Here is a 26,565-nt window from a genome sequence, read left to right on the forward strand (position 1 = left end):
GGGCATCCTCCCTTGTGCACCACGACCCCGGCGGCCGATCTTCGGTCCGCCCATCCGAGGAGGGACGCTTCGATGGGGGAGAAGGTCGCGGCAGGTCAGTTCGACCTGTCCGATCGCCAGCGCTACCGCGACAAGCTCCGCAGGTGTCTGACGGGCTTGGAGCGACTCCTGGCGGAGAAGCGGTTCGACCGCCCCAGGAACCTCATGGGGCTGGAGATCGAATTGAATCTCGCGGGCGCCGACGGCATGCCGAAAATGTTGAATGCGCAAGTCCTGGAACGCATCGCGAGCCGGGATTTCCAAACAGAACTCGCCATGTTCAACCTGGAGGTCAACATCGCCCCCCACCGTCTGGGCGGGCGGGTATTCGACCGGCTCGACGAGGAACTGCGCACCTCGCTCGGCTATGCCGACCGAAAAGCCGGCGAGGTCGACGCGGGCATCGTGATGATCGGCATCCTGCCGACGCTGGACCGGGACGACCTGGTCTCCTCGAACCTCTCCGCCGTCGACCGCTACACCCTGCTCAACGATCAGATCGTGGCCGCGCGCGGTGAGGACTTCAAGCTCGACATCGACGGCGTGGAGCACCTCAGCTGCACCTCGAAGTCCATCGCGCCCGAGGCCGCCTGCACCTCCGTCCAACTGCACCTCCAGGTCACCCCGGACCGCTTCGCCGACGTGTGGAACGCGGCGCAGGCCGTCGCCGCCGCCCAGATCGCGGTGGGCGCCAACTCCCCCTTCCTCTTCGGCCGCGAGCTGTGGCGCGAGTCGAGGCCCCCGCTGTTCCAGCAGTCCACCGACACCCGCCCGCCCGAGCTCCAGGCCCAGGGGGTGCGGCCGCGCACCTGGTTCGGGGAGCGGTGGATCACCTCGGCCTTCGACCTCTTCGAGGAGAACCTGCGCTACTTCCCGGCCCTGCTGCCGATCTGCGACGACGAGGACCCCCTCGAGGTGCTGGACCGGGGCGGCGTCCCCAGCCTCGCCGAGCTCGTCCTGCACAACGGCACCGTCTACCGGTGGAACCGCCCGGTCTACGGCATCGCCGACGGCGTCCCGCACCTGCGGGTGGAGAACCGCGTGCTGCCCGCCGGGCCCACCGTCACCGACGTCATCGCCAACGCGGCCTTCTACTACGGCGTGGTCCGCGCCCTCGCCGAGGACAGCCGGCCGGTGTGGAGCCGGCTGCCCTTCGAGGCGGCCGCCGCCAACTTCGACGCCGCCTGCAAGGACGGCATCGACGCCCGCCTCACCTGGCCCCGGCGCGGCCGCTACGGCGGTACGGCCGAGGTGGACGCGGTCACCCTCGTGCGCGACGAACTGCTGCCGCTCGCCGAGGCCGGGCTGGACGCGTGGGGGATCGAACCCGCCGACCGCGACCTGTACCTCGGGGTGATCGAGGAGCGGTGCCGGCGCCGGGTGAACGGTGCGACCTGGCAGGCCTCGACCTTCCACCGGGCCCTGGACCTGGGACTCGGCCGCGAGGCCGCGCTGGCCGCCACCACCCGCCGCTACCGCGAGCTGATGGTGCGGGGCGATCCGGTGCACACCTGGCCGGTGGGCCTGCCGGAACCGGTACCGACGGCCTGACCGCTTCGCGCGGACCGCCGCGCCGGGCGCACGGCCACTGCCCTCATACTGATCGGACCGATCGGTGATGTGGAGGCAGGTGTGCAGGCGGAGGCGGGCCCGGCGGCCGATTCGTACCCTGAGCGCAGGCTCTCGCGGACGACGCTCCGCAACGAGACGCTGCTCGTGCTCGCGCTCTCACTCGGCGCGAGCGGCGTGTCCGCGCTGATCAGTTTCCTCGGCTCGGTCACCGAACCGGGCGGTCTGAAGGACCAGGCGGCCACGCTCAACGCCTCGGCCGCCCCGGGCCGCCCCTGGCTGGACCTGGCCTGGCAGCTCTTCGGGATCACCACGGCGCTGGTACCGGTGGCGCTCGTCGCGCACTTCCTGCTGCGCGAGGGCGCGGGACTGCGCACCCTCGGTTTCGACCGCACCCGCCCCTGGCCCGACCTCGGCCGCGGAGCGGTGATCGCGGCGGTCATCGGCAGCAGCGGCATCGCGTTCTACCTGGCCGCGCGCGGGCTCGGCTTCAACCTCACGGTGGTGCCGGAGGCGCTGCCCGAGGTGTGGTGGAAGTACCCCGTGCTGATCCTGTCGGCGATGCAGAATTCGATCCTCGAAGAGGTCATCGTCGTCGGCTACCTGCTGCGCCGGCTGGACCGGCTGGGCTGGTCCCCGGGCGCCGCGCTGGCGGCCAGTTCGGTGCTGCGCGGCTCGTACCACCTCTACCAGGGCATCGGCGGCTTCATCGGGAACATGGTCATGGGCGTGGTGTTCGTGTACCTGTACCGGCGCTGGGGCCGTGTGGGGCCGCTGGTGGTCGCCCACACGCTGCTCGACATCGGGGCGTTCGTCGGTTACGCGCTGCTGGCGGGCAGGGTGGACTGGCTGCCGACGGCCTGAGCACCCGGACGGGGACCGGGACGAGGGGGCCGGGGGCGAGGGGCCGGGAGTGCGGGGCGTACGGCTGTGCCGCACGCCCCTTGTCCTTCCCCGACTCCGTCGCTTCCGGGCTCAGACGAGCAGTTCGCCCTCGATGACCGTCACCGCCCGCCCGCTCAGCAGGGTGCGCTCGCCGCGCACCTCCGTGCGGACGAGGCCGGAGCGGGACGAGGCCTGGAGGCCGGTGAGGCGGGTGGCGCCGAGGCGCTCGGCCCAGTAGGGGGCCAGCGCGGTGTGGGCGCTGCCGGTGACGGGATCCTCGTCGATGCCGACGTTCGGGAAGAAGCAGCGGGAGACGAAGTCGTAGCCCCGCGCGGGGTCCTCGGCGCGGGCGGTGGCGATGATGCCGCGCGCGGAGTGGGCGCCGAGCGCCTTGAGGTCGGGGCGCAGGGCGTGGACCGTCTTCTCGTCGGCGACCTCGACGAGCAGGTCCCCGACGTGCGGACCGGTGTCGCACGCCGCGCGCGGCGCGGCGCCCAGCGCGTCGGCGACACCCTCGGGGATGTCCACCGGGGTGAGCGGTGCGGTGGGGAAGTCCAGCGTGACGGAACCGTCCTCGCCGGGGGCGGCGACGAGGACGCCGCTGCGGGTGGCGAACCGCACCGGGCCCTCGTGCGCGCCGGTGGTGTGCAGGACGTGTGCGGTGGCCAGGGTCGCGTGGCCGCACATCGCGACCTCGGTGGCGGGGGTGAACCAGCGCAGGGCCCAGTCGGCCTCGCCGCCCTCGGGGAGCGGGTGGGCGAAGGCCGTCTCGGCGTGGTTGACCTCCAGGGCGACGTTCTGGAGCCAGGTGTCGTCCGGGAAGGCGTCCAGGAGCAGCACCCCTGCCGGGTTGCCGGCGAAGGGCCGGTCGGTGAAGGCGTCGACGATTCGAATCCGCATGTCCCGACCGTAAGGCCTGCGCGAAGCCGCGGACCAAGGCCAATGTGCGGGCACTGGACCGGTTTTGGGAGGGGCTTTTGACCGGGCAGTCCGGCGGGGCGGGGTTGTCGGTCGAAGTGTTCCGATATATCGTTGAAGCATCGTGACAGATCGACGATGGAATGGAGTGGTGGCGATGCACACCCATGGTTTCGAGCATGGACACCGTCACGGCGGCCCGCGCGGCGGCCGGGGCGACTTCGACCGGCTGCGCGCGGCGTTCGGGCCCTTCGGTCCGGGCGGCCCCGGTGGCCCCTTCGGTCCGGGCTTCGGGCACGGCCCGTGGGGCGGACGAGGGCGCGGCGGGCCGAGGGGGAGGGCGCGGCGCGGTGACGTACGGGCCTCGATCCTGGCCCTGCTGAAGGACCGGCCCATGCACGGCTACGAGATGATCCAGGAGATCGCCGAACGCAGCGGCGGGGCGTGGAAGCCCAGCCCCGGCTCGGTGTACCCCACCCTCCAGCTGCTGGAGGACGAGGGGCTGATCGCGAGCGCGAGCGAGGGCGGCAAGAAGCTGTTCTCCCTCACCGACGCCGGTCGCACGGCGGCCGACGAAGGCCCCGACGCCCCCTGGGAGGAAGCCTCCCGCGGGGTCGACTGGGAGGCGCTGGGCGAGATCCGGCAGGCCGGCTTCGGACTGATGGAGGCCTTCGGGCAGGTCTGGAAGACCGGCAGCAAGGAGCAGCGGGACAAGGCGCTCGCCGTCATCAACGAGGCCCGCAAGAAGCTGTACCTGATCCTCGCCGACGAGGACTGACCCCGGCGGGCCCCGGGCCCGGCGCGAGCGTGTGCTCGTGCCGGGCTCCGCTGTCCGGCACCGCCGCGGGCCTGAGGACGCCCGAGCGGCCGAGGAGGCGGGACGGGGCCGGATGTCAGGTGGGGCGTGTGGCAAGGCGGCGCGCGCCCCTCGGTGCGAAACGCCCTGATCTCCTCCGCAAGGAGGAGATCGCGGTCCTTGAAGTCCACTTCCCGTGGGACGCGGAAATGCTTCCCGCCGGGGATGCCCCGGCCCCGCGGGGCTGATGGGGTGGGGATGTGCAACCCCGTATCCCCCGGCAGTCGGCCCATGAGCCCCGAGAACGGGGAATCCACCACGCGGACAACGATGCCAGGCTCAGCGCCGAGCTGGCAGCGGTGGTCGCCGGTGCCCGCCGCAGGGCGGTCCGGGACGGGGACCGCCAGATCGACACCGCCCATCTGCTGCACTCGCTCCTGGAGTCCGACGCCGAGGTGAGAGCCGTCTTCGGCGAGGGCCCGCACATCGCCCGGCTGCTCGGCTACCTGGTCCAGCGCAGCATCGGCTACGGCCTGCGCTGGCAGAGCGGCGTCGAGGACTCCGGCGGCGTCCCCGTGGTCGCGGAGGCAGCGGGCTTCTCGCCGCTGGCCGCGGCCTGCATGGAGCGCGCCCGTGAGCGCGCCGCCCGCCGCGGCGGCGGCCCGGCGGGCGGGGTGGACCTGCTCGCGGCGATCGTCGCGGACCCGCAGGCGCGGGCCGTGGAGGTGCTCGAGCGTGCCGGTGTCGATCCCCCGCGGCTGTTCGACCGGATCCAGGCGCGGACCGGCGGACAGTGCGGCGCGCGGCCCGAGCGGTACGCCGTCGAGGGCGGCGACACGGCTCACTGAGCGACGGCTCACTGAGCAGCCGGAGGGGACTGTCGCGCCGTCCGCCCGGTGAGACAGGTGCCATGGGGGGTGACGCTCCTGTCGGTGCCTGTCATCATGTGCCGGTGCATACCTCTGTCAGCACTCGGAGCACTCGTGGCAAAGGCGTCGGGCTCGGCCTCGCGCTGCTGTCCGCGGTGGCCTTCGGGGGATCCGGTGTCGCGGCCAAGCCGCTGATCGAGGCGGGTCTGGACCCGCTCCACGTCGTGTGGCTGCGGGTGGCGGGCGCGGCCCTCGTCATGCTGCCGCTGGCGGTGCGCCACCGGGGACTGCTGCGCCGCCGTCCGGGGCTGCTCGCCGGGTTCGGCCTGCTCGCCGTGGCCGGTGTCCAGGCCTGCTACTTCGCCGCCCTGTCCCGCATCCCCGTGGGGGTCGCGCTGCTGGTCGAGTACCTGGCACCCGCGCTCGTGCTCGGCTGGGTACGGTTCGTGCAGCGGCGGCCGGTGACCCGGGCCGCCGCGGTCGGCGTGGTCCTGGCCGTGGGCGGGCTCGCCTGTGTCGTGGAGGTGTGGTCGGGCCTCGGCTTCGACGCCCTCGGACTGCTGCTCGCGCTCGGCGCCGCCTGCTGCCAGGTCGGCTACTTCGTCCTGTCCGACCAGGGCAGCGACGCCGGCGACGAGGCCCCCGACCCGCTCGGCGTGATCGCCTACGGCCTGCTCGTCGGCGCCGCCGTCCTGACCGTCGTCGCCCGTCCCTGGTCCATGGACTGGTCCGTGCTCACGGGCAGCGCCGAGATGAACGGCACTCCGGTCGCCGCGCTCGTGCTGCTGGCGTGGATCGTCCTGGTCGCCACGGTCGTCGCGTACGTCACCGGCGTGCTCTCGGTGCGCCGGCTCTCGCCGCAGGTCGCGGGTGTCGTGGCCTGTCTCGAGGCGGTCATCGCCACCGTTCTGGCCTGGGTCCTGCTCGGTGAGCATCTGTCGGCGCCGCAGATCGTGGGCGGTGCGGTGGTCCTGACGGGCGCCTTCATCGCCCAGTCCTCGGCACCGGCGAAGACCTCCGACCGGCCGGTGGCGAGCGGTGGGCCCGAAAGGGAGTTGTCCACGCCGGGAACGGCCGCATAAGGTGCTGATCATGCACGCGCACGCACTCGTTCTTCCGCCCCCGGCCGCCTGAGGCGGGCCCTCCGGTACATCCGCCCGGCGTGTCGCCGGGCGTGACGGTGCTGCCCGCAGACGGAGTCCGCGGACCCCGCCGCCCCGGCCCCGCGAGGGCCTGGACCCCGGGGTCCCTTCCTTCCGCGCCACGGTGCTGTCCGTGGCGCGCATCTGCGGAGAGAACACGTGTCGAACGCCGTCTCCGGCCTGCCCGTCGGGCGAGGCCTGCTCTATCTGATCGTCGCCGGTGCCGCCTGGGGCACCGCGGGCGCGGCCGCGTCGCTGGTCTACCGGATCAGCGACATGGGGCCCGTCGCCCTGTCCTTCTGGCGCTGTGCGGGCGGACTCCTGCTGCTGTTCGCCGCCCGGCTCGTGCTCCCGCGCGACCGGACCGCCCTGCCCGTGCCGCTCGGCCGCCGGGTCCTGCGGGCGGTGGCCACCGGGGTGGGGCTCGCCGTCTTCCAGACGGCCTACTTCGCGGCCGTCTCCGCCACGGGACTCGCCGTGGCCACCGTCGTCACCCTCGGCGCCGGGCCCGTGCTCATCGCGCTCGGCGCGCGAGCGGCCCTGGGGGAGCGGCTGGGCGGCGGCGGCCTGGTCGCCGTCGTGGGCGCGCTCACCGGACTCCTCGTGCTCGTCCTGGGCGGCGGTGAGACGACCGTGGACCCGTGGGGTGTCCTGCTCGCGCTGCTGTCCGCGGCCGGATACTCGGCGATGACGCTGCTCACCCGCTGGTGGGGGCGCGACGGCGGGACGGGCGCCTCCGGCACGACCGTCGGGGCGTTCGCCGTCACGAGCGTGCTGCTGCTGCCGTTCGCCGCCGTGGAGGGCCTGGTGCCGGCCACCGACGCGCCCGGCCGGCTCCTCCTCCTGCTGGCGTACGTCGTCACCGTTCCCACGGCGCTCGCCTACGGCCTCTACTTCGCGGGCGCGGCCGTCGTGCGGTCGGCCACCGTATCCGTGATCATGCTGCTGGAGCCGGTGAGCGCGGCGGCGCTCGCGGTCGTCCTGCTCGGTGAGCGGCTCACGGCGGCCACCCTGGTCGGCACCCTGCTGATGCTCGGCTCGGTCGCCGGGCTCGCGGTGGGCGAGGCGCGCGACGCGCGGACCCGCGGTGCGGAGAGGAAGGCGGTGCCGGCGTGACGGCGAGGGGCCCTTCCGCCGGGAGGGCCCCCTGGTCACTCCTGCTGCCGACGCGGGAGGTACCCGCGGGCCACCGTGTCCCGCGCCGCGTCACGCGCGCCGCCCCTCACCGCCGGCCGGGCCGCGGTCCGGCCCCTCACCGCCGCCGACCACTCGTCCGCCTGCTCGGACTCCGCCCGTACGTCCGCCGCGTCGAGTCGTGGCCCGCGAATGCCGGACAGCGGCCTCCCGTACGGGGCCTCACCCACCGCCGCCCGCGCGAAGCCGTCCTCCGGCCGGAAGCGGCCGACCCGGCGCTCGGGGTGCGCGGCCTTCCGGACCGGGTCGTCCACGGCACGGGCACGGCACCGCAGCCGGACGGAAGGCGGTTCGCCCGGCGGCCCGTCGGCCGACGGCTGCCCGGGGGCCGCGCACGGCCGGCCACTCCTGCCGTCCGGCGCCGTCGCGGGGCGCGTCTCAAGGGCGGACCGGCATCACAGGGCCGCCAGGTAGGCGGGCAGCGCGGTGCCGGGGGCCAGGCCGGGGTCGGCGAGCGGGGCGTCGTAGCCCTTGCGCAGCGGGACGACGCCGGCCCAGTGGGGCAGGGCGAGGTCCTCGGGCTCGTCGTTGACGCCGCCGGTGCGGAGCTTGGCGGAGACCTCGTCGAGGTCGAGGCGGATCACCGCGGTGGCGGCCAGCTCCTTCTTGTTGGCCGGGCGGGAGTCGGCGGCGCGACCCGGTACGACGTGGTCGACCAGGGCGTCGAGGGCCTGGCGCTTCTCCTCGGGGTCGGTCACGTCGTGCGCGAGGCCGTGCACCACCACGGAGCGGTAGTTGATCGAGTGGTGGAAGGCCGAACGGGCCAGCACCAGCCCGTCGACGTGGGTGACGGTCAGGCAGACCGGGAGGCCGGCGTCGGCCCGGCCCGCCGCGCGCAGGGGGCGCGAGCCGGTCGAACCGTGCACGTAGAGCCGCTCACCGACCCGGCCGTACAGCGTGGGCAGCACCACCGGGGCGCCGTCGCGGACGAAGCCGAGGTGGCAGACGTAGCCCTCGTCGAGTATCGCGTGCACCAGTTCCTTGTCGTACGCGGCCCGCTCGGGCGAGCGGGTGGGGACGGTGCGCTCGGTGGGCGGGTAGGTGGCGGCGGGCTGCTGCGGCGGCTGGGTCCCCTGCATGACGCTCTCCATTGCACTAGTGCATAATTGATTTTGTGCTAGGAGAGTATCGGATCAGTGGGCGGCGCGCAGCGGAGATTTCCGCGAGCATCGAGCGCGCGGTCGGGGAGGGCGCGCTGCCTCCCGGTGAACCGCTGCCTCCCCTGCGGGAGCTGGCGGCGCGGCTGGGGGTGAACCCGAACACCGTCGCGGCCGCGTACCGGACCCTGCGGGAGCGCGGGGTCATCGAGACCGCGGGCCGGCGGGGGAGCAGGGTGCGGCCCAAGCCGGCCACCACGGCGCGCGATGCCGTCCGGGTGGAGGTGCCGGAGGGTGTGCGGGACGTGTCCGACGGCAATCCGGACCCCGCGCTGCTGCCCCCGCTGGCCGAGGCGTTCGCCGCGGCGGCCGGGCTCGGCGACCGGGAGCCGGTGCTCTACGGGCACTCCCCGGTGGAGCCCGGACTCGCGCGCCTCGCACGGGCCGGGCTGGACGCCGACGGGGTGCCGGACGGGCCCGTCGCCGTCACCTCCGGCGCGCTGGACGCCCTGGAGCGGGTGCTCGCGGCGCACCTCAGGCCCGGGGACGCCGTCGCGGTGGAGGACCCCGGGTGGGGGAGCGTGCTGGACCTGGTCCCGGCGCTCGGGCTGCGCACCGTCCCCGTCGGCGTCGACGACGACGGACCGCTCCCCGACGACGTACGGCACGCCCTGGCGGGCGGGGCCCGGGCGCTGATCGTCACGGACCGCGCGCAGAACCCGACCGGCGCCGCGCTGAGCGCCGCACGCGCGCGTGCCCTGCGGTCGGTGCTGGCCGACCACCCGGAGACGCTGCTGGTCGAGGACGACCACGGCCATCACATCGTCGACCTCCCCCTGCACCCCCTCGCCGGCACCACCCGCAACTGGGCCTTCGTACGCTCGGCGGCCAAGGCCTACGGCCCCGACCTGCGGCTCGCGGTGCTCACCGGGGACGCCGTCACGCTCGACCGGGTGCGCGGACGGCAGCGCCTCGGGCCCGGCTGGGTCAGCAGGGTCGTCCAGCGCGCGGTGGTGCGGCTGTGGACCGACGGCGCGGTGGACCCGGCGGCCGTGGCGGCGGCCTACGGGCGGCGCCGGGACGCGCTGATCGGGGCGCTCGCCCGGCGCGGGGTCACGGCGCACGGGCGCAGCGGCATGAACGTGTGGGTGCCCGTCCCGGACGAGACCGGCGTCGTCGCCCGGCTGCTGCACGCCGGCTGGGCGGTGGCCCCCGGAGCCCGCTTCCGGACGAGCGCACCGCCGGGCGTCCGCGTCACCGTCTCGACGCTCACGGAGGACGAGACCGAGCTCCTGGGCGAGGCGATCGCCACGGCGCTCGGGCCGGCGGGGGAGCCGTCGAGGACGTACGTCTAGGGACGGGCCGACGGCCGGAGCGGGGCGCCGGGGATCCGGGCCGGCGGCCGGAGCGGGGTGTGGTTACGCCGTCCTCCTCGGCCTGACCTGGGTGAGCGCCGCGCCCGCCAGCACGATCACCGCGCCTATGGGGGTCGACCAGGTCAGCGTCTCGCCGAGGATCACGACGCCCGCCGCGGCGGCGATCACCGGGACGAAGTACGTGACCATCTGGCCGGTCGTCGGGCCGACCTCGGCGACCAGGCCGTACTGGATGAGCACCGCCAGCCCCGTGCCCAGCGTCCCCAGTGCCGCGACCGCCAGCAGCGGCCCGACGGCGAATTCGGTCGGCAGAGTGGTGAACAGCGGTGTCACCACGGCCAGTTGGAGCGTGGCGAGCAGCAGCTGACCACTGGTCAGGGACAGGTTCGAGTGGCTGCTGCCCGCCAGGGTGCGGCGGACGTATATCCAGCCGACGGGGTAGCTCAGCGAGGCCAGCAGGGCCAGCGCCGTGCCGCGGGCGTCCAGGCCCTCGAAGCCCTGCCAGGCGCCCAGCACGGTCAGCACCCCGAGGAAGCCCAGGCCCAGCCCCGCCACCCGCACCCGGGTGGGACGGTCCTCGGAGAGGGCGACCAGGGACAGGGCCATGCCCCACAGCGGCGAGGTCGCGTTGCAGATGCCCGCCAGCGTCGACGGGATGGTGAGCTCCGCGAACGCGAACAGCGAGAAGGGCAGCGCGTTCAGCAGGAATCCGGCGACCGCGAGATGACCCCAGGTGCGCGCACCGCGCGGCAGCCGTTCCCTCCGCACCGCCATCGCGACCGCGAGCACGGCGGTCCCGAAGGCCAGTCGGCCGAGCGTGACCTGGAAGGGGGCGTAGCCCTGGGTGCCGACCTTGATGAGGAGGAAGCTGAAGCCCCAGATCAGGGACAGCGCGCCGAAGCGGAGCCGCCAGTCCAGGCGGGGGCGGGCGCCGTCCGGGGCGGGGCCGGCCCGGCCCGGCGCGGTGGGGCTCGGCGTGGTGGTGGTCGCGGTGACGCTGCTCATGCACGCAACGATGCTGGATAGGATCTCGTAGCACAATCGAGATTTCGCACCCGGTATCTCGTAGCATCGCTTACATGTTGAACCTGGAGCGCCTGCGCACCCTCGACGCCCTCGCCCGGCACGGCTCGGTCAGCGGTGCGGCCGAGGGTCTGCACATCACGACCTCGGCCGTCTCGCAGCAGATGTCCAAGCTGGAGCGCGAGGTCGGCCAGCGGCTGCTCGCCAAGAACGGGCGAGGCGTCCGGCTCACGGACGCGGGCCGGCTGCTCGCCGAGCACGCCGCGCGCATCCTGTCCCAGGTGGAACTCGCCCAGTCCGATCTGGAGGCGCAACGCGGTCAGGTCGCCGGCGAGTTGCGCGTCGCGGCGTTCCCGACCGCCGCACGGGGGCTGTTCCCCGTGGCGCTCGCGGACCTGCGCCGGCGGCATCCCGCGCTGCGCGTGCGCTCCCGCGAGCTGGAACCGGAGCGGGGCATCGCGGGTGTGGTGCGCGGGGACCTCGACCTCGCGGTGGTGCTCGACTGGTACAACAAACCGATGCCGCTGCCCGACGGCCTGGTCAAGGCGCTCGTCCTGGACGACCCGGCCGATGTGGCGCTCCCGGTCGGCCACCGGCTCGCGGACCGCGACGAGGTGGACCTCGCCGAGTTCGCCGATGACGAGTGGATCACCTGGGGCGAGGGCGAGTTCTGCCACGAATGGCTGATGTTCACGCTGCGTTCGAAGGGCATCGAGCCGATCGTCGGCCACCGCGCCGCCGAGAGCCACACCCAGCTCGCCCTGGTCGCCGCGGGACTCGGCGTCTGCATCGCCCCGCTGCTCGGCCGCGATCCGCTGCCCGACGGGGTGGTGACCCTGCCGCTCAGGCAGCGCATGCGGCGGCACGTGTTCGTCGTCTGGCGCGCGGACGCCGACCGCCGCCCCTCGGTTCGCGCGGCGGTGCAGGCGTTGCGGGAGGCCGGGGAGAGCGTGGGCGCGGCCGGGGAGAACACAGGACGCGCGGTGAGCGGCGGGGTGGCCGGCGCCCCGCCCACCGCCGAGCCGCCCGCTACCGGAGCGTCCGCAGCTTCCTGAAGTCCCAGGACACGATCTTCTCCGGCGTCAGCCGCATCCAGGCGTGCCGGCCGTCGTGGGGCAGCTCGTCCAGGCCGAAGTTCTTGCGGGCGAACAGGGTCTCGGGGACGTCGAGTTCCGCACACAGCTCGCCGGTGCGCGGGATCTCGCCCACGAACTCCACCCGCCCGGACAGCTCCGCGCCGCGCAGTTCGTCGTACTCCTCGCCCGTGTCCACCACGATCGCCACCCGGGGGTCCCGGCGCAGGTCCGCCCAGCGTTTGCTGCGGACGACCGAGTACAGCCACAGCGAGGTGCCGTCCCAGGCGAACCAGAGCGTGCTGACGTGCGGTGCGCCGTCGGCGGACACCGTGGCGACCCGGCAGGTGCGCTGGCCGGTGAGGAAATCGTCCAGCTCACCCGGCGTCATCATGATCCTCCGGCCCCGGCGCTGCGTGGCGGTCATGCGGTCCCTCTTCTCTCGCGTCGTGCCGGAGGGAGATCCTCTGACGCCACGTCACGTGGCGTCATGTCACGTCAGGAAAGGATGAGTCGTCCTCCCTCCCCGCGCAATGGCGGGGCGCCTGTCGCAGCGCCCGCTCAGGCGAGGGTGATCGAGTCACCGCTGACGGTGATCTGCACGGAGGGCAGCGGCTCGGTCGCCGGACCGCTCTGCACGCTGCCGTCGGCGATGGAGAAATTGCTGTTGTGGCAGGGGCAGTTGATGACCCCGTCGGCGACGCTCTTCACCGCGCACCCCTGATGGGTGCAGGTCGCCGAGAACGCCTTGAACTCGCCCGCCGTCGGTTGCGTGACCACCACCTTGCGGTCGGCGAAGACCTTCCCGCCGCCCTCGGGGATGTCGGCGGTCGCGGCGAGCGCGGCACCGGCGGCGGCGTTGTCGCCGTCCGGGCCGCCGCTGCTCGTGCCGCCGTCGCCCTGCGAACCGCCGGCGGAGCCGGAGTCCACGGAGGACGACGCGCCGTCGTCGGAACCCCCGCACGCGGTCAGCGCGACGGCGAGGCCCGCCGCTCCGGCCGCCGCCACGACGGTCCGACGGGCCGGTCCCGTGGGGGCACCGCCCCGCTCGAGCGAAGCCGGGAGCCTGGGGGAGGGCTGAAACGATGCGTTGTTCATGCCGGTGTCCCTTCCGGGAGGACGCGTGATCTGTGGAGGGGTACGGTCGGCGGGCCCACGCCGTTCAGGCGCTGCCGAGAGCTTGTCCTGCCCGAGACCGGGCCGGCGTACACCACGGCTGCCGTCTCACCGCCGGGACTGGTGGCCACGGAGGGACTGACAGGCGGGTCCGAGGATCTCGGTGCCGCCCAGCCGGAGGGGACCGCGCGGGTGCCCGGTGCCGCCCCCGCGGACGGGGTCAGCTCGTGGCGCCGTCCTTCGCGGCGAGCACGATCTGGGTTTGGGTGGTCTGTCCCACGAGCCGGTCCTCGTCGTCCCGCAGGTCGGTCTGTACGACGACGAGGGTGCCGCCGACGTGCAGGGGCCGGGCCGTGGCGCGGACTCGCCCGGAGGCCACTCCCCGCAGGAAGTTGGTCTTGGACTCCACCGTGGACGTCCCGGCGCCCGGCGGGAGGTTGAGGTAGGCGCAGACGGCGCCGACGGAGTCGGCCAGCGCCATCAGGGCCCCGCCGTGCAGGACACCACCCGCGGTGCAGGCATCCGGGGACCAGGACAGACTGCCCACGGTCCGGTCGGGGGCGGCCTCGTGGAGTTCGATGCCCAGTCGCGTCGCGAAGGGCATCGCCGCCAGAAGGCCGGCGGGGCTGGGGGCTGCCGTCTCGGAAGGGGACATGGCGTGCTGCCTTTCGGGTACGGGTACGCGTTCTCGGGCACGTGGCGGCGATCACACGGCGTGCCGGCCGCCAGTGTTCCAGTCCCCGTCGAGGGGGTTGAATCAAGCGGGTGGGAATGCGCCACGGCCGCGTCGCGGGTGCCGCGCCCGTCGCGTACGGCCGCGGTGTCGCCCCATCCGCTCACGGTCGGGTGGTGGCCGGATCGATCCGGGCGTCTCCGGCGACGGCGCAGCGGCCCACGCCGTACGGATGGTGCGCGGCATCGGAATCCGGGGCGCGTTCCAGGGAGCGCCTGAGGCCGGTGCCGACGAAGACGCCCGCCGGGAAGGAGCGGCCGCCGACGACGCCCCAGGGCTGACCGTGGCCGACTCCCCGGAACGCGGGGTCCGGGGAGGTCGTGGATTGCAAGGTCAAGAGATCACGTAACCTGGGGAAATGCTGACCGAGGTCACCGCCACCCGCTACATCACCCCCCTGCGCGAGGGCGGTTCGCTGCCGGGGCTGATCGAGGCCGACGACCTCGGGACCTACGTCCTGAAGTTCACCGGCGCGGGACAGGGCCGCAAGACGCTGGTCGCCGAAGTGGTCTGCGGGGAGCTCGCCCGCCGGCTGGGGCTGAGGGTGCCGCGCCTGGTCACCGTCGAACTCGACCCCGTGCTGGGGCTCGGCGAGCCCGACCAGGAGGTGCAGGAGCTGCTGAAGTCCAGCGGCGGCACCAACCTCGGCATGGACTTCCTCTCCGGCGCCCTCGGCTTCGACCCGCTCGCCTTCGAGGTGAGCCCCGAGGAGGCCGGGCGGATCGTCTGGTTCGACGCGCTGGTGAACAACGTCGACCGCTCCTGGCGCAACCCCAACCTGCTCCGCCTGCGTGGTGAGCTCTGGCTCGTCGACCACGGGGCGACCATGATCTGGCACCACAACTGGCCCGGCGCCCCGAGCTCCGCCGCGCGCCCCTACGACGCCTCCGACCACGCCCTGAGGTCCTTCGCGCCGGACGTGGCCGCCGCCGCCGCGGAACTGGCGCCGCGGGTCACCGAGGACCTGCTCGCCGAGGTCACCGCGGAGATCCCCGACGTGTGGCTGACCGACGAGCCCGGCTTCGACACGCCGGACGAACTCCGGCGGGCCTACGCGCGGCCGCTGCTCGCCCGCGCGGCCACCGTCCACCAGCGCATCCACGGCCTCGAGGGGGACCAGTGAGCGACCGGCACGTCTTCGAGTACGCGCTGCTGCGGGTGGTACCGCGCGTCGAACGCGGTGAGTGCGTCAACGCGGGGGTGCTCGTGTACTGCCGCCCCAAGTCGTTCGTCGCGGCCCGCACCCACCTCGACGAGTCACGGCTGCTGGCCCTCGACCCGGAGATCGACCTGCCCGGCGTCCGGGCCGCGCTGCGCGCCGTCGAGGGCGTCTGCGCGGGCGGTGACGCGGCGGGACAGGCCGCGCACGACGATGCCGGGCGCCGCTTCCGCTGGCTGATCGCGCCCCGCTCCACCATCGTCCAGCCGGGGCCCGTGCACACCGGGCTCACCGCCGATCCGGCGGCGGAGGTGGAACGGCTGCTCGACCTGCTCGTGCGCTGACCCGGCCGGCCCCGCGGCGGGGACGCTGCCCGGCCGTCACGGCCGGCGGCGCTTCACCAGGTACGCGGTCGCGAGGAGGGCGCCCGTCACGAACGTCGCGCCGATTCCCACGTCCCAGCCGCTCGGTCCGGTGTCCGACGAGCCGCCCGTGCCGCCCTGCACGCCGCGCGTCGGCGCGGCGGTGGCGGGAGTCGCCGGCGCGGTGGGGGGAGGAGTGGGGGTCGCCGTTCCGGGCGCAGGGGCGGGGCTCGTGAGCCTGGCCGGAAGGGTCGTGGGCGCCGTCGGGCCGGCGGGGGTGGGTGTCCGGGGCCGGGCGGTGGACGAGGTGAGGCCGCGCCGGGGAAGTTCCTCGCAGGCCACTCCGTCGTCCGGCCCCTGGTCCCCGTCGAGCCGGTGGGGGTCGCTCGGGTCCGTGCTGAGCAGGTTCTGCGCGTCCTCCTGGAAGGCGAAGTCGCGGCAGTCCAGGTCCCGGGCGTGAGCGGTGTCGGCCAACGGCACGAGCGCGGCGAGCGCGATCAGCGTGCCCAGGGCACCGGTGCGACGGCGCATGGAGCGCCTCCTTTCCGGCCACGGGTGGCTCACGCTTCGACGCTAGGGGCCGCCCGGTGCGGGGGCGCGCAGCGCTGGGCCGATCGGGTGCTGCGCGCGAGGGCCGGCACGGGACGGCGACGGGCGGGGCACGGTCCGCAGCGGAGCCGGCCGTACGGGGAATGGATCACACCCGCGCGGCGTGCCGTTGACACCGGGTGCCAGGGCTTCTAGCGTCACGTCTGCTGAAGGTACTAAGCGGTCGCTCATCCATGGAGCCCGGCCGCAGGAGCCGCATCCCAAGGGCGAGGAGAAGCAGCAATGTCCACCACTGAGCAGCGGGTCGCGGTCGTCACCGGCGCCGCGCGCGGCATCGGCGCCGCCACCGCCGTACGACTGGCCGCCGAGGGCCGCGCGGTCGCCGTGCTCGACCTCGACGAGGCCGCCTGCAAGGACACCGTCGAGAAGATCACCGCCGCCGGCGGCAAGGCCGTCGCGGTCGGCTGCGACGTCTCCGACGAGGCGCAGGTCGAGGCCGCCGTCGCGCGGATCGCGGACGAACTCGGCGCGCCGACGATCCTGGTCAACAACGCGGGCGTGCTGCGCGACAACCTGCTGTTCAAGATGAGCGTCTCCGACTGGGACACCGTCATGAACGTGCACCTGCGCGGCGCCTTCCTGATGTCCCGGGCCTGTCAGAAGCACATGGTGGACGCGGGCTTCGGCCGGATCGTCAACCTGTCCTCCTCCTCCGCGCTCGGCAACCGCGGCCAGGTCAACTACTCCGCCGCCAAGGCGGGTCTGCAGGGCTTCACCAAGACCCTCGCCAAGGAACTCGGCAAGTTCGGCGTCACCGCCAACGCCGTCGCCCCCGGCTTCATCGCCACCGAGATGACCAAGGCAACCGCCGACCGCGTCGGCATGGGCTTCGAGGACTTCAAGGCCGCCGCCGCCACCCAGATCCCGGTGAACCGCGTCGGCGAGCCCGAGGACATCGCCAACGCCATCGCCTTCTTCACCGGCGAGGCGGCCGGCTTCGTCTCCGGCCAGGTCCTGTACGTGGCCGGCGGACCGCTCGACTAAGGAATACGGAACATGACTTCAGTGGAGCTTTCGGGCAAGGTCGCCCTGATCACCGGTGCCAGCCGCGGCATCGGCTACGGCGTCGCCGAGGCGCTGGTCGCGCGCGGCGACCGCGTCTGCATCACCGGCCGCAACGAGGACGCCCTCAAGGAGGCCGTCGAGAAGCTCGGCGCCGACCGTGCCGTGTACGCCGTCGGCAAGGCGCACGACGAGGCCCACCAGGCCGCCGCCGTGGAGCGCGCGATGGAGGCCTTCGGCCGCGTCGACCATCTGGTCAACAACGCCGGAACCAACCCGGTGTTCGGGCCGATCGCCGACCTCGACCTGAATGTCGCGCGCAAGGTGTTCGAGACCAACGTGGTCTCGGCGCTCGGCTTCGCCCAGCGCACCTGGCACGCCTGGCAGAAGGACAACGGCGGCGCGATCGTCAACATCGCCTCCGTCGCGGGCCTCGCGCCCTCGCCCTTCATCGGCGCCTACGGCGTCAGCAAGGCCGCGCTGATCAACCTGACCGTGCAGCTCGCGCACGAGTTCGCGCCCAAGGTGCGGGTCAACGCCATCGCCCCGGCCGTGGTGAAGACCAAGTTCGCCCAGGCACTGTACGAGGGCCGGGAGGCGGAGGCCGCCGCGGCCTACCCGCTGGGCCGGCTCGGCGTGCCGTCCGACATCGGCGGCGCGGCCGCGTTCCTCACCTCGGAGCAGTCGGACTGGGTCACCGGTCAGACCCTGGTCGTCGACGGCGGCATCTTCCTGAACGCCGGCGTGGCCTGACCTCCTCGCCCCTCGCACACCCGCGCGGCCCGACGTGCGGCGGTACCGGCACGGGCGTCCGTTGACGGAAACGGCGCCCGTGCCGGCGTTCCGGGGCGTCGGGACACGCTGACAACGTAGTCAGCGACAGGTTGATCTCAAGGGCTGTACAGGGGAGGTCCACCGGGCGGGACACTGCGGTAAGGTCTGCCGACCCTTGGTATGGCAGATCGAGGAGCGTGCGCGTGTTCAAGCGGAACCGATGCCTGCGGCGGGTGGCGGCCATCGCGTCCATATCGTCCTTGGTGACCGGTTGCGGCGTCCTGTCGTCCGGCACCCCGGAGGACGAGGGCCCCATCGTCATAGGAACCACCAGCTCCCCCAGCACGCTGGATCCTGCCGCCTCCTGGGACAGTTCCTGGGAGCTGTTCCGCAACATCTACCAGACGCTGTTGAGCTACCCCGTCGGCGCGAGCACGCCCCAGCCGGACGCCGCCAAGAGCTGCGAGTTCTCCGACAGTTCCAACCAGGTGTTCCGCTGCCAGCTGCGCGAGGGCCTGAAGTTCTCCGACGGCGGCACGCTCGACGCCAAGGCCGTCAAGCACTCCATCGACCGGGTCCGCGAGATCAAGGTCAACGGTGGCCCCGCCGGTCTGCTGGGCAGCCTCGAACGGGTACAGGCACCGAGCGAGCGCGAGGTGGTCTTCTACCTCAACAAGCCCGACGCCACCTTCCCGTTCGTGCTCGCCACACCCGCCATGTCGATCGTCGACCCCGACACCTACCCGGCCGACGCCCTGCGCGAGGACGGCGGCGTCGTCGGTTCCGGGCCGTACACCCTCCGGTCGTACGAGGAGGGCAAGGAGGCCGAACTCGTCCGCAACGACCGCTACAAGGGCTACGCCGAGCGCCGGAACAACGCGGTGACCATCCGCTACTTCCAGGACTCCGGCACCATGGTCAAGGCGCTGCGGGACGAGCAGGTCGACCTGACCTACCGCGGTCTGGCCGCCGGTGACGTCGTCGACCTCCAGGGCAGGACCTCCAAGGAGGAGGAGATCCAGCTGGTCGAGGGCACCGGGACCGACATCAACTACCTGGTGTTCAACCCGAAGGACCCGTGGGCCGGCAAGAAGGCGGTGCGCCGGGCCGTCGCCCAGATCGTCGACCGCGCGGCGATCGCGCACAAGGTCTACAAGGACACGGTCGACCCGCTGTACTCCATGGTCCCCAAGGGCCTGACCGGTCACACCACCGGCTTCTTCGACGACTACGGCGACCCCAGCGTCGACAAGGCCCGGCAGATCCTCACCTCGGAGGGCATCACCGAGCCGGTCCCGCTCACCCTCTGGTACACCACGGACCGCTACGGCTCCGAGACCGCGCTGGAGTTCAAGGAGCTCGAGCGCCAGCTGGAGGCCTCCGGGCTGTTCGACGTCACCCTCAAGAGCCGCCCCTGGAAGACGTACGTCGAGGGCTACCAGAAGGGCGAGTACCCGGTGTTCGGGCGTGGCTGGTTCCCCGACTTCCCGGACGCGGACAACTTCATCGCCCCGTTCGTCGGCAAGCAGAACGCGCTCGGCACACCCTACGAGGCCACCAAGATCACGAACGATCTGCTGCCCAGTTCCCGTCGCGAGAGCGACCGCGGCAACGTGGTGAAGCAGTTCGAGGAGGCCCAGCAGATCCTCGTCGACGACGTACGGCTGCTGCCGCTGTGGCAGGGTCGGCAGTACGTGGCCGCGAGCCGGGACATCTCGGGGGCGGAGCGGGCGCTGGACCCGTCCACGATCATGATGATGTGGGAACTCTCCCGGAAGACCAGCTGGTAGGACCGGTACGGCCGTCCGCGGGGCCGGCTGTCAGTGGTCGCCTGTAGGTTCTGAGGCCTGGAAGTGACCGCACACGTGAGGACAATGACGTGACCGACATCGCCATGCTGCCCGAGTCCTGGCGCGGGGTTCTGGGCGACGAACTGCAGCAGCCCTACTTCAAGGAGCTGACCGAGTTCGTCGAGGAGGAGCGGGCGAAGGGTCCCGTCTACCCGCCCCGCGAGGAGGTCTTCGCGGCGCTGGACGCCACGCCGTACGACAAGGTGAAGGTCCTCGTCCTCGGCCAGGACCCCTACCACGGCGAGGGGCAGGGGCACGGCCTGTGCTTCTCGGTCCGGCCCGGGGTGCGGATCCCGCCGTCACTGCGGAACATCTACAAGGAGATGCACGCGGAGCTGGGCACGCCCGTTCCGGACAACGGCTATCTGATGCCGTGGGCCGAGCAGGGCGTGCTGCTGCTCAACGCGGTGCTCACGGTCCGCGGCGGCGAGGCCAACTCGCACAAGGGCCGCGGCTGGGAGAAGTTCACCGACGCCGTCATCCGCGCGGTGGCCGACCGTCCCGACCCGGCGGTCTTCGTGCTGTGGGGGAACTACGCGCAGAAGAAGCTGCCGCTGATCGACGAGACCCGGCACGCGGTGGTCAAGGGCGCACACCCCTCACCGCTGTCGGCGAAGAAGTTCTTCGGCTCCCGTCCGTTCACCCAGATCAACGAGGCGGTGGCCGCGCAGGGCCACGAGCCGATCGACTGGACCATCCCGAACCTGGGTTGACGCCTCCTGGGGGTGCGGGCCGGTCCACCGGATCCCGCACCCGGCCGCCCGGGGTGCCACGGAGCGGCTTGCCCGGTATCGGCCCCGCCTGCCGTTAGCGTCGGGTGCGACAGCCGGCGAGCGGTGCGGAGGGCGTGGTGGCGGAGCGACAGGGGCAGGCGGCGCCGGATGCCGTGCTGACACGGATCGGGCAGGTCGTGATGCTGCACCACGCGGGCGACCGCGAGGAGGCCCGGCACCGCCTCCTCGTCCTGTGGGCGGAGATCGGCGCGCACGGCGACCCGCTGCACCGCTGCACCCTGGCCCACTACCTCGCCGACACCCAGGACGACCCCGAGAACGAACTGGCCTGGGACCTGCGGGCGCTGACGGCGGCGGAGGAGGCCGTCGGGGACCGGTCCGCCGGGTACGAAGGATCCCCCGCCGTGCGGGCCCTCTACCCGTCGCTGCACCTGAACCTGGCCGCCGACTACGCCCGCCTCGGCCGCCCCGACGCCGCCCGCACCCATCTCCACCGGGCCCGGGGCGCGGCCCGCACCCTCGCCGATGACAGCTACGGCGAGGGCGTGCGGGCCGCCATCCGGCGGCTGGAGCTCCGGCTGGGCGAGGACGGGCCGCCCGGCGGGTGGGGGCCGCCGAGGCAGCGTCCCTAGGTCTTGTCGTCGGCCTCCCGCCTGTCCGGTGGCGTCCGGTGTCCGGCGTGCGGGGGTCCGGCGACGGGCCTGGTGCGTCGGCGAGGGCGGCCGCCCGCCTTCGCCGGCGGCCGGATCAGCCTCCGTACGCCTCCTGGCAGATGGTCGCCTCCGGACTGTCCGGGTGCCAGCCGCCGTATGTCCTGCCCAGCTCGCACAGACCCGCACCGCCGCCGTTGCCGCGGCGCGTCGACTCCGGAACCTCGGGGAGAACCCTGGGCCGTTGCGGGGGGTTGGACGCCTTCGGCTGCGGGCGGGCCGGCCGGGCCTGCCCGTTCCGGTCGCCGGGCGGTGCCTTCCGCTCCGGTGCGGTGGCGGTGGGGACGGCGCGGCGCGACGGGGCCTCGGGCGCCTTCGTGGGCCGGGACGGGTCGACCATCTCCAGGGCCTCGCGCGCCGGTGCCTGCACGACCGGACGCCCCTCGGACGGCTGGGACGGTGCCGCCGGGCGGCCGGACACGGGAGGACGCTCGACCGTCACGCAGCCCGAGAGGGCCGAGACAGCCACGGTCAGCAGAAGCGTTGCTGTGGTCGTCTTTCGATGCACCCGCGCCACTTTGCTGGTTCGGGCCGCCCGGGGGACGGCGGACAGGCGGAGCATGCCCCGCACGGGTGATCTCCGGCCCCGTACGGGGGGCCGTGAGCGTGCCGTGGGTGACGTCAGTCGCCGGTGGCGCCGTCGAGCCGCTCGCGGATCAGGTCGGCGTGGCCGTTGTGACGCGCGTACTCCTCGATCATGTGGGTGTAGATCCAGCGCAGGCTGAAGGGCTCACCGCCGGACCCGCTCCGGCCCCTGGACAGGTCGCCCAGGGCGAAGCCGGCCGCGTTGCGCCGGGCGATGTCTATCTCGGCCTGCCAGGTGGCCTGTGCCTCCTGCCAGGTGTCCGCGTCGGTGAGACGGAACTCGCCGTCCGGATCGGCCTCGCTGCAGTAGATCCAGTCGGCGTCGTCGTCCACGAGCACCCTGCGGAACCAGGCCCGTTCCACCTCCGCCATGTGCCGCACCAGCCCCATCAGCGACAGCACGGACGGCTCGACGGAGGCCGTGCGCACCTGCTCGTCGGTCAGGCCCTCGCACTTCCGGGCGAGGGTGCACCGGTGGTAGTCGAGCCAGCCCTCCAGCATGGTGCGTTCGTCGGCGTTCCGGTCGGGTTCGCGGCGCTCGGTCGTCATGAGGGCATCCTCTCCCACTCCCGCCCCTGCTCACCAGGTGTTTCGAGGCAGGCCGAGCATCCCGGCGAGCAACTCGCCCAGGTCCGAGCGCACCTCCGCGAGGCTCGGCACGCGCGTGCTGAAGGAGCCGGCCACGCAGGAGAACATCAGCCCGTCCGCCCAGGCGATCAGCGAGAGCGCGTGCCGGTCCGGTTCCGTGGAGCCGAGCCCGGTGACCAGGGCGGTGAGCTGGTCGCGGAAGCGGGCACCGGTCGCGTCGAAGTACGCCCGCAGTTCGGGGCGGCGGGTGGCCTCCAGGGCCAGCTCGTAACGGGCGAGGATGAGGTCGCGATGGCGGGTCAGCGCACGGTGGGTGGCCAGTGCCAGGGCGTCCACCAGGGAGCCGGCGCCGGCCCGCGGGTCCGGCATCTCGTGCAGTGCGAGGACACGTGCCTCCCGCTCGGCGAGCCGCCGCACCGCCAGTTCCAGCAGCGCCTGGCGGGTGCGCGCCAGGTTCGAGGTGGATCCCTGGGGGAGCCCGGCCGCCTGGTCGACCGCCCGGTGGGTGAGCCCGCGCATCCCGCGTTCGGCGAGCAGGGCGAGGGCGGCGTCGGCGACGAGGTCGGCGCGGGACGCGCCCGCGGTGCGTTCGGACATGGAGCTCAAACTACCTCCCGAACTACGGCTGTAGTACAGTCGGACCCGTACGTACACTACAGATGTAGTTACGGTGCGAGGAGGAGCCATGGGGCGAGTCGAGCGGGCGATCGTGATCGGCGGGGGGATCGGCGGCCTGACCGCGGCGGTCGCTCTGCACCGGCGCGGTGTGCGGGTGACGGTGCTGGAGCGGGCCGGCTCCCTGGAGCCGGTCGGCGCGGCCATCTCGCTGGCGCCCAACGCGCTGCGCGGGCTGGACGTCATCGGGCTCGGCGACGACATCCGTTCCCTGTCCGCCTGGCAGGGCGACGGAGGGCTGCGCACGCCGAGCGGCCGGTGGCTGTCCCGGTCCGGCGCCGCCGCGGCGGCGGAGCGTTTCGGCGGCCCCCTGGTCCTGCTCCACCGGGCCACCCTCGTCGACCACCTGGCCGCGCGGCTCCCGTCGGCCGCCGTCCGCACGGCCGCCGCCGCGCACGTCGTCGACCCCGGTGACCCCCAGGACCCCGGCCGTCCGGCCCGCGTCGGCACCCCCGACGGCGAGCTGGAGGCCGACCTGGTGGTGGCCGCCGACGGCATCCACTCCGCGGTGCGCCGCGGGCTCTTCCCGGACCACCCCGGACCCGTGTACTCCGGATTCACCACCTGGCGGATCGTGATCCCGCTGCCCGGCGTGGAGTTCGCCTCGCACGAGACCTGGGGCCGGGGCCGCATCTGGGGCACGCACCCGCTCAAGGACGGCCGGGTCTACGCCTACGCCGCCGCCGTGGTTCCCGCGGGGCGCCGCGCCCCCGACGACGAGAGGGCCGAACTGCTGCGGCTCTACGGCGACTGGCACGACCCGATCCCCGCCGTGCTGGCCGCCGCCCGCCCCGACGACGTGCTCCGCCACGACGTCCACCACATCACCGAGCCGCTGCCCGCCTACCACCGCGGCCGGGTGGCCCTGGTCGGCGACGCCGCGCACGCCATGCCGCCGACCCTCGGCCAGGGCGGCAACCAGGCCATCGAGGACGCGATCACCCTCGCCCACCACTTCGAAGACCTGCCCGCCTACACCGCGGCCCGGCTGCCCCGCACCACCGCGATCGCCCGCCGGGCCGTCAAGGTGGCCCGCCTGAACATGATGACCAACCGGGCCGGCATCGCCGTACGCGACAACGCGGTCGCCGCGCTGTCGAAGGCCGGACCCGCGCTGTTCCTGCGCGGCTTCGACGGGATCGCCGACTGGCGGCCGCCCGGGGGCACCGCCCGCTCGAGCGAAGCCGGGAGCGGGGGAAGCCGTATGCTCGCAGCGGACCACGGCAGGCAATGGCCAGAGGAGGACACCCCGTGAAGGTCGGCTGCATCGGACTCGGCGACATCGCGCAGAAGGCCTACCTTCCGGTGCTCGCCGTCCAGCCCGGTGTCGAACTGCACCTGCAGACCCGCACCCCCGCCACCCTCGACCGGGTCGCCGACAGCCTCCACCTCCCGCCCGGGCAGCGCCACGCGGACCTCGCCGCGCTGCTCGCCCAGGACCTCGACGCCGCCTTCGTGCACGCACCGACGCAGGTCCACCCGGAGATCGTGACGCGTCTCCTGGAGGCGGGCGTCCCGACGTACGTCGACAAGCCGCTCGCCTACGAACTCGACGACTCCGCGCGGCTCGTGGCACTCGCCGAGGAACGCGGCACGAGCCTCGCGGTCGGCTTCAACCGGCGCTTCGCCCCGGGCTACGCCCAGTGCGCCGACCATCCGCGCGAACTGATCCTGATGCAGAAGAACCGGATCGGACTGCCGGAGGAGCCGCGCACGATGATCCTCGACGACTTCATCCACGTCGTCGACACCCTGCGCTTCCTGGTGCCCGGCCCGGTCGACGACGTGACCGTGCGCGCCCGCACCGAGGAGGGGCTGCTGCACCACGTGGTGCTCCAGCTCGCCGGGGACGGCTTCACCGCGCTCGGCGTGATGAACCGGCTCAGCGGATCGGCCGAGGAGATCCTCGAGGTCTCCGGGCAGGACACCAAGCGTCAGGTGGTCAACCTCGCCGAGGTGATCGACCACAAGGGCCAGCCGACCGTGCGCCGGCGCGGCGACTGGGTGCCGGTGTCCCGGCAGCGCGGCATCGAGCAGGCGGCGCTCGCCTTCCTGGACGCGGTGCGCGCGGGCAGGGTGCTCAGCGCCCGGGACGCGCTGGCGACCCATGAGCTGTGCGAGCGGGTGGTACGCGCCGTTCACGAGCGCTCCGCCCGAGGCGCGACGCCTCGGTGACGCCCCAGGCGGCCAGGACCAGCAGCGCGGCGTGCAGCGGCCAGTCGCCGAAGCGGACGTAGGGCGTGGTGCCGTGCGCCAGCGGGATCTCGTACACCTGCGCGGCGCCGGTGTCCGTGCCGAGCCGCGGGCCGACGCGCTCCCCGCTCGGACCGTACACGGCGGAGACGCCCGTCAGGGTCGCGTGCACCATCGGACGGCCGGTCTCGGCTGCGCGCAGCGCGGCGAGCGAGGCATGCTGCCCGGGAGCCCAGCTCTGCTGGAACGTCGACGTGGAGGACTGGGCGAGCAGGACGTCGGCGCCGTCCCCCGCGAGACGCCGGCTCATGTCGGGGAACGCGGTCTCGAAGCACACCATCGGGCCGATCCGCACTCCGTCGGCGGTGTTCATCACCACCTGCCGCGAGCCGCGCCTGCGGTCCTCGGCGGCCGCCTCGCCGACGGAGGTCGCCCAGCCCAGCAGGGAGCGGGCCGGGATGTACTCGCCGAACGGGACCAGCCGCATCTTGTCGTACCGATCGCCGGTCGGGCCGTCCGGGCCGACCAGCACCGAGCTCTTGTAGATACCGGGTTTGTCGGAGCGCCGGGCGTCCACGTTGACCAGGATCTCGGCGCCCGTCTCGCGGGACAGGGCCGCGAGCCGCCGCGCGAGGTCGGGCCGGTCCCCGAGGTCGAAGCCGACGCTGCTCTCGCCCCAGACGACCAGCCCGACGTCCTGGCCGACGAGTTCACGGGTGAGCCGCTCCTCGCGGTCGAACCGGCGGTCGGCGCTGTCGGGCCCGGAGACCACGCCCGGCTGCACGACCGCGATCCTGACCCGGCCGTCGGTGTCCGGCCGGGGCGACCACACCCACGCGGCGCAGGCCGCCGTGGCCGTGGCGGCCAGCCCCGCCACGGCGGGCACGCGGGCCTGCCGGAGCGCGACGAGCACGGCCACGGCGACGTTCAGCGCCACCACCAGGAAGCTGGTCAGCCAGATCCCGCCGACCGACGCCAGCCGCAGGGCGGCCTCCACCTGCCACTGGCTCGCACCGAGCACCCCCCAGGGGCCGCCGAGCCCCTGCCAGGAGCGGACGAGCTCGACGGCCAGCCAGCCCGACGGCAGCACGACGAGCGCCGCCAGGACCCGGCCCCGGGACGGAACCCCGCCGAGCATGCGCCGCACCAGCCAGCCCCAGGGCGCCCACAGCGCGCCGAGCAGGGCGGCGATGACGAACGTGAACACGTGCAGGTTCGGCAGCAGCCAGTGGTGCATGACCAGCATGAAGCCGAACCCGCCCCACCAGCCGTCGCAGGCCGCCCGCCTCCCCGTCGGCGCGGTGCGGGCCAGCAGGATCCAGGGGACCAGGGCGACGTAGGCGAACCACCACAGGGACGGGGCGGGGAAGGCCAGGACGGGCAGGGCACCCACGACCGCGGCGACGGCCGAGCGCCGCCACGGGGAGGTGAGCCGGTGGCCGAGCGTATCCATGGCGCCTCTCTACCCTGTGGTGCCACCAGTGTGCGTCCCGG

Annotated in this window: 30 protein-coding genes; 17 read left to right on the plus strand and 13 right to left on the minus strand. The window is 73.5% G+C overall.

Translation table 11 applies throughout. The features are described 5' to 3' along the window. The first annotated feature begins 72 nt into the window (after positions 1-72). Complete coding sequence (locus tag RIM90_RS05865) at positions 73-1,590, plus strand: glutamate-cysteine ligase family protein (protein WP_309059480.1); 1,518 nt, start codon at positions 73-75, stop codon at positions 1,588-1,590. Positions 1,591-1,671: 81 nt separating this feature from the next. Next, the gene (locus tag RIM90_RS05870; RefSeq protein ID WP_309059481.1) at positions 1,672-2,472 is read left to right on the plus strand and encodes a type II CAAX endopeptidase family protein; all 801 of its coding nucleotides are present in this window, start codon (positions 1,672-1,674) and stop codon (positions 2,470-2,472) included. Between the two features lie 111 nt (positions 2,473-2,583). On the opposite strand, the gene RIM90_RS05875 is transcribed toward RIM90_RS05870, so the two are convergent. Then, on the minus strand, positions 2,584-3,393 hold the full coding sequence (locus RIM90_RS05875) for a PhzF family phenazine biosynthesis protein (protein WP_309059482.1): 810 nt from the start codon (positions 3,391-3,393) through the stop codon (positions 2,584-2,586). 175 nt (positions 3,394-3,568) lie between these two features. Between RIM90_RS05875 and RIM90_RS05880 the strand changes: the two genes are divergently transcribed. From RIM90_RS05880 to RIM90_RS05895, 4 genes are all read left to right on the plus strand, one after another. Then, positions 3,569-4,189, plus strand: coding sequence for a PadR family transcriptional regulator (locus RIM90_RS05880; RefSeq protein ID WP_309059483.1), 621 nt, complete (start codon positions 3,569-3,571; stop codon positions 4,187-4,189). 278 nt (positions 4,190-4,467) lie between these two features. Further along, complete coding sequence (locus RIM90_RS05885; protein WP_309059484.1) at positions 4,468-5,055, plus strand: Clp protease N-terminal domain-containing protein; 588 nt, start codon at positions 4,468-4,470, stop codon at positions 5,053-5,055. Positions 5,056-5,153: 98 nt separating this feature from the next. Continuing rightward, a complete protein-coding gene (locus RIM90_RS05890; RefSeq protein WP_309059485.1) occupies positions 5,154-6,158 on the plus strand; it encodes an EamA family transporter in 1,005 nt (334 codons plus the stop codon). 219 nt (positions 6,159-6,377) lie between these two features. Then, positions 6,378-7,334: an EamA family transporter gene (locus RIM90_RS05895; protein ID WP_309059486.1), complete on the plus strand. Its 957-nt coding sequence runs from the start codon at positions 6,378-6,380 to the stop codon at positions 7,332-7,334. A gap of 35 nt (positions 7,335-7,369) precedes the next feature. Here RIM90_RS05895 and RIM90_RS05900 read toward each other — a convergent pair whose 3' ends face one another. Both RIM90_RS05900 and RIM90_RS05905 read right to left on the minus strand, forming a co-directional pair. Next, on the minus strand, positions 7,370-7,666 hold the full coding sequence (locus tag RIM90_RS05900; protein WP_309059487.1) for a hypothetical protein: 297 nt from the start codon (positions 7,664-7,666) through the stop codon (positions 7,370-7,372). Between the two features lie 141 nt (positions 7,667-7,807). Next, complete coding sequence (locus RIM90_RS05905) at positions 7,808-8,491, minus strand: pyridoxamine 5'-phosphate oxidase family protein (RefSeq protein ID WP_309059488.1); 684 nt, start codon at positions 8,489-8,491, stop codon at positions 7,808-7,810. A gap of 35 nt (positions 8,492-8,526) precedes the next feature. Between RIM90_RS05905 and RIM90_RS05910 the strand changes: the two genes are divergently transcribed. Beyond that, positions 8,527-9,864: an aminotransferase class I/II-fold pyridoxal phosphate-dependent enzyme gene (locus RIM90_RS05910; protein WP_309059489.1), complete on the plus strand. Its 1,338-nt coding sequence runs from the start codon at positions 8,527-8,529 to the stop codon at positions 9,862-9,864. 63 nt (positions 9,865-9,927) lie between these two features. On the opposite strand, the gene RIM90_RS05915 is transcribed toward RIM90_RS05910, so the two are convergent. Then, positions 9,928-10,890: a DMT family transporter gene (locus RIM90_RS05915; protein WP_309059490.1), complete on the minus strand. Its 963-nt coding sequence runs from the start codon at positions 10,888-10,890 to the stop codon at positions 9,928-9,930. Positions 10,891-10,964: 74 nt separating this feature from the next. Between RIM90_RS05915 and RIM90_RS05920 the strand changes: the two genes are divergently transcribed. Then, complete coding sequence (locus tag RIM90_RS05920) at positions 10,965-11,963, plus strand: LysR family transcriptional regulator (RefSeq protein WP_309059491.1); 999 nt, start codon at positions 10,965-10,967, stop codon at positions 11,961-11,963. Here the strand turns inward: RIM90_RS05920 and RIM90_RS05925 are convergent. The 4 genes from RIM90_RS05925 to RIM90_RS05940 all read right to left on the minus strand — a co-directional run bounded on the left by RIM90_RS05925 (position 11,938) and on the right by RIM90_RS05940 (position 14,167). Continuing rightward, positions 11,938-12,408, minus strand: a complete 471-nt coding sequence (locus RIM90_RS05925; RefSeq protein ID WP_309059492.1) for a pyridoxamine 5'-phosphate oxidase family protein — start codon at positions 12,406-12,408, stop codon at positions 11,938-11,940. The genes RIM90_RS05920 and RIM90_RS05925 overlap by 26 nt on opposite strands. Before the next feature lie 134 nt (positions 12,409-12,542). Continuing rightward, complete coding sequence (locus RIM90_RS05930) at positions 12,543-13,079, minus strand: Rieske (2Fe-2S) protein (protein ID WP_309059493.1); 537 nt, start codon at positions 13,077-13,079, stop codon at positions 12,543-12,545. Between the two features lie 238 nt (positions 13,080-13,317). Next, positions 13,318-13,752, minus strand: coding sequence for a PaaI family thioesterase (locus RIM90_RS05935; RefSeq protein ID WP_309059494.1), 435 nt, complete (start codon positions 13,750-13,752; stop codon positions 13,318-13,320). Between the two features lie 181 nt (positions 13,753-13,933). Beyond that, positions 13,934-14,167 (minus strand): hypothetical protein, encoded by a 234-nt coding sequence (locus tag RIM90_RS05940; protein WP_309059495.1) that lies wholly within the window; start codon positions 14,165-14,167, stop codon positions 13,934-13,936. A 21-nt stretch (positions 14,168-14,188) separates the two neighbouring features. Here RIM90_RS05940 and RIM90_RS05945 point away from each other — a divergent pair, with 21 nt between their 5' ends. Further along, positions 14,189-14,953 (plus strand): HipA family kinase, encoded by a 765-nt coding sequence (locus tag RIM90_RS05945; RefSeq protein ID WP_309059496.1) that lies wholly within the window; start codon positions 14,189-14,191, stop codon positions 14,951-14,953. Next, positions 14,950-15,333: a DUF3037 domain-containing protein gene (locus RIM90_RS05950; RefSeq protein WP_309059497.1), complete on the plus strand. Its 384-nt coding sequence runs from the start codon at positions 14,950-14,952 to the stop codon at positions 15,331-15,333. The genes RIM90_RS05945 and RIM90_RS05950 overlap by 4 nt, the downstream gene beginning before the upstream one ends. A gap of 36 nt (positions 15,334-15,369) precedes the next feature. Here the strand turns inward: RIM90_RS05950 and RIM90_RS05955 are convergent, their stop codons facing one another. Next, positions 15,370-15,882, minus strand: a complete 513-nt coding sequence (locus RIM90_RS05955; protein WP_309059498.1) for an excalibur calcium-binding protein — start codon at positions 15,880-15,882, stop codon at positions 15,370-15,372. Between the two features lie 300 nt (positions 15,883-16,182). On the opposite strand from RIM90_RS05955, the gene fabG reads away from it, so the two are divergent. The 5 genes from fabG (at position 16,183) to RIM90_RS05980 (ending at position 20,952) form a co-directional block, all read left to right on the plus strand. After that, positions 16,183-16,944, plus strand: a complete 762-nt coding sequence (fabG, locus tag RIM90_RS05960) for a 3-oxoacyl-ACP reductase FabG (RefSeq protein ID WP_309059499.1) — start codon at positions 16,183-16,185, stop codon at positions 16,942-16,944. A gap of 12 nt (positions 16,945-16,956) precedes the next feature. Beyond that, positions 16,957-17,715, plus strand: coding sequence for an SDR family oxidoreductase (locus RIM90_RS05965; RefSeq protein WP_309059500.1), 759 nt, complete (start codon positions 16,957-16,959; stop codon positions 17,713-17,715). 224 nt (positions 17,716-17,939) lie between these two features. Then, positions 17,940-19,526: an ABC transporter substrate-binding protein gene (locus RIM90_RS05970; RefSeq protein ID WP_309059501.1), complete on the plus strand. Its 1,587-nt coding sequence runs from the start codon at positions 17,940-17,942 to the stop codon at positions 19,524-19,526. Positions 19,527-19,615: 89 nt separating this feature from the next. Continuing rightward, positions 19,616-20,299, plus strand: coding sequence for a uracil-DNA glycosylase (gene ung / locus RIM90_RS05975; RefSeq protein ID WP_309059502.1), 684 nt, complete (start codon positions 19,616-19,618; stop codon positions 20,297-20,299). A 137-nt stretch (positions 20,300-20,436) separates the two neighbouring features. Then, complete coding sequence (locus tag RIM90_RS05980; RefSeq protein ID WP_309059503.1) at positions 20,437-20,952, plus strand: hypothetical protein; 516 nt, start codon at positions 20,437-20,439, stop codon at positions 20,950-20,952. A gap of 115 nt (positions 20,953-21,067) precedes the next feature. On the opposite strand, the gene RIM90_RS05985 is transcribed toward RIM90_RS05980, so the two are convergent. The 3 genes from RIM90_RS05985 to RIM90_RS05995 all read right to left on the minus strand — a co-directional run bounded on the left by RIM90_RS05985 (position 21,068) and on the right by RIM90_RS05995 (position 22,800). After that, complete coding sequence (locus RIM90_RS05985; protein ID WP_309059504.1) at positions 21,068-21,451, minus strand: hypothetical protein; 384 nt, start codon at positions 21,449-21,451, stop codon at positions 21,068-21,070. Positions 21,452-21,651: 200 nt separating this feature from the next. Continuing rightward, complete coding sequence (locus tag RIM90_RS05990; RefSeq protein WP_309059505.1) at positions 21,652-22,164, minus strand: DinB family protein; 513 nt, start codon at positions 22,162-22,164, stop codon at positions 21,652-21,654. A gap of 30 nt (positions 22,165-22,194) precedes the next feature. After that, positions 22,195-22,800 carry a TetR/AcrR family transcriptional regulator gene (locus RIM90_RS05995; RefSeq protein WP_309059506.1) on the minus strand — a complete coding sequence of 202 codons (606 nt, stop codon included), beginning with the start codon at positions 22,798-22,800 and terminating at the stop codon, positions 22,195-22,197. An 88-nt stretch (positions 22,801-22,888) separates the two neighbouring features. On the opposite strand from RIM90_RS05995, the gene RIM90_RS06000 reads away from it, so the two are divergent. After that, positions 22,889-24,133, plus strand: coding sequence for an FAD-dependent monooxygenase (locus RIM90_RS06000; RefSeq protein WP_309059507.1), 1,245 nt, complete (start codon positions 22,889-22,891; stop codon positions 24,131-24,133). Next, on the plus strand, positions 24,130-25,053 hold the full coding sequence (locus tag RIM90_RS06005; RefSeq protein WP_309059508.1) for a Gfo/Idh/MocA family oxidoreductase: 924 nt from the start codon (positions 24,130-24,132) through the stop codon (positions 25,051-25,053). Before RIM90_RS06000 ends, RIM90_RS06005 begins: the two co-directional genes overlap by 4 nt. Here the strand turns inward: RIM90_RS06005 and lnt are convergent. Then, complete coding sequence (gene lnt, locus RIM90_RS06010) at positions 24,959-26,524, minus strand: apolipoprotein N-acyltransferase (protein WP_309059509.1); 1,566 nt, start codon at positions 26,522-26,524, stop codon at positions 24,959-24,961. The two genes, RIM90_RS06005 and lnt, sit on opposite strands and share 95 nt — an antisense overlap. Positions 26,525-26,565: the final 41 nt, after the last annotated feature.

The sequence above is a fragment of the Streptomyces sp. genome (genome assembly GCF_031181555.1).
GTDB lineage: Bacteria > Actinomycetota > Actinomycetes > Streptomycetales > Streptomycetaceae > Streptomyces > Streptomyces fimbriatus.